This window comes from Reinekea sp. (assembly GCF_982785585.1).
Window position 1 is genome coordinate 56,699 of sequence record NZ_CEYAVF010000021.1, and the last position, 2,094, is coordinate 58,792.

Here is a 2,094-nt window from a genome sequence, read left to right on the forward strand (position 1 = left end):
AGCTGGAGCATTCGCCCGATGCCGCTGTGATAGGCCTGGACCAGCAACAGCGAGTAGAGCCGCTCGCGTTTGTTAGCCGGCAGGGTGCCGAAGCGGGCATCAAAGGCGGGTCGCAGGTTGCGGTCATTTTGTTGATAGAGCCTAACCACACAGTCGACCTGGGCCATACGGTGCAGATGAAAGCGCGGCGCAATTTCACAATCGGCCAAGACCTCCGGGCGCAATTGCATCAGACCGACGGCCTGCGCATTGGAGAAACTGCGTTTCTGGGCGCCACTTTCAATAATGATTTGCCCCAGCAGAGCCGTTAGCACCGCCTTTGAGGCGACATAGTCCTGACGTTTGGCCTTTTCTTCGAACACTTGCTGAACCAGGTCGACCAAGGGGATCGGTTGTTGCTCTGAGCCGGCGACCATATTATCCCAGGTGCCCCAGACGCGGTCTTTGCGGTTGGTGCCAAGCAGTCGCCCGAGCGCACTGGCCAGATCGACATGCGGCTGGTCGCAGCCCAGGGCGAAGGGGTAACCAATGTCCAGCCGGCTGCCGCCGATCCAGCGATGTACGCGCTGTTCATCGAACAGTCGCGCGCGCAGGGTGTTGAGCAGGTCCTGATTCAAATCGACCGTGGCCGCGTTGTCGAACCAGGTTAAGAAATTGCCCCGTTGATCGAACAGTATATGGCGCTGCGGTACCTCACAGTAACTCTGCTCGAGCAACACCCAGCGGCGAATGGTCGAGAGATTATTATAGAGGCCGGCGCTAAAGACGTAGGGTGTGTCACGAATAACGGTCAACCACGGTGGGCTTGGCAATGGCTCTGCGCTGGCGAGGGAAAAGGCCAGCCACGCAGATGCCAGCACACCGGCTTGGCGCAGCGCACGCAAGGACTGTTTAAGGCTGGCACAATACAAGCTCAAAGTTAACCTCCTAAGGTGCGCCGGGGGCTGAGGGTAATCGGGGCAAACTAAAACCCGACGGTCAGTTTAGCGCATGCAGGAGCGACGATAAAGCGGATCCGTCGAGTCCAGGCCAGTGCATCCTAGGGAGAAACTCTGCTACGATGCGGTTTTAGCCGTGGTGCCCACCTTTTGGCCAGACCGATCTGCAGCCGTTGTCACTATCCCCAGGCCACCTGTCTCTGTGCCCAGGTCACCACGATGCGCTGCGCCACCGCAATCGACATACTGCAGCACCCAGCGGAAACGCGCGTGGCTAAGAACACGGCGCGCATCTGCAAACTGTGCGTGCCTCAGACTCAAATTTGGATTGGCCAAGATCCGGCCGATTTCGCGGCTCTACAAGCTGAATTGGCCGCTGAGACGCGAGTGGTGTGGTTGCTGTACCCGAGTGATCTTGCGCAGCCATTCGGCGAGCTGATTGCGGCCGTCCAGCCTCAGGTTGGTGTGCGCTTACTGCTGCTCGATGCGACCTGGAAAAAGGCCTATAAGATGTGGCAGCTAAACCCCTGGTTGGACAAGCTGCCCAAGGCCAACCTCAGTCATCTGGAATCCAATTACCGCATCCGCAAAAGCCCTAAAAGCCACTACCTGTCCACGCTGGAAGCACTAGCCTACAGTTTGGCGGCGCTTGAGCCTGAGCTCGACACCCAACCGCTGTTCCGAGCCTTTCATGCTATGCAGGGTCACTTTCAAGTCCGGGATGTCCGGCGCGCGCCGGCCGCTACCGGGCTTGATGCGCCAGCAGATTAAGCCTTAACGCCGCGGCGGTAACTGCTCCCAATGCTCCAGAGCGTCGACCTCATGGTACCAGGGCGCCTTGGAGTCCCAATAAATATGGCCGCGCGGGCGCAGCTCGGGATCGTCATCGAGGGTGCCCGCCGGGACCACCACGTTACGACCGCCCTGTACCAACCAGGGTAGGGAGGAGCCGCAGGTCGTGCAGAAACAGGAGGCATAGTATTTGGCGCCAGTCGGTTCGAAGCGGGCCACATCGGCTTCGCCAGTAAGCCAGCGAAACTGACTCGGGGCGACAAACAAACTCGCCGCATGAGCACTACCACTGACTTTCCGACAACGGCTGCAGTGACAATATTGGAACAGGGCAAGTGGAGGATCGATCTCATATGTTACGCTG

General features: G+C 58.9%; 3 protein-coding genes. 1 reads left to right on the forward strand and 2 read right to left on the reverse strand.

The features are described from left to right. On the reverse strand, window positions 1-917 hold a 917-nt coding region (locus AC4FIC_RS09875; protein ID WP_476194920.1), incomplete at its 3' end, for a hypothetical protein. A gap of 171 nt (window positions 918-1,088) precedes the next feature. Here AC4FIC_RS09875 and AC4FIC_RS09880 point away from each other — a divergent pair. Beyond that, on the forward strand, window positions 1,089-1,709 hold the full coding sequence (locus tag AC4FIC_RS09880) for a tRNA-uridine aminocarboxypropyltransferase (protein ID WP_273284246.1): 621 nt from the start codon (window positions 1,089-1,091) through the stop codon (window positions 1,707-1,709). Between the two features lie 3 nt (window positions 1,710-1,712). Here AC4FIC_RS09880 and AC4FIC_RS09885 read toward each other — a convergent pair. Continuing rightward, window positions 1,713-2,094, reverse strand: a 382-nt coding sequence (locus tag AC4FIC_RS09885) for a GFA family protein (protein ID WP_490359401.1), incomplete at its 5' end; no start/stop codon positions are given.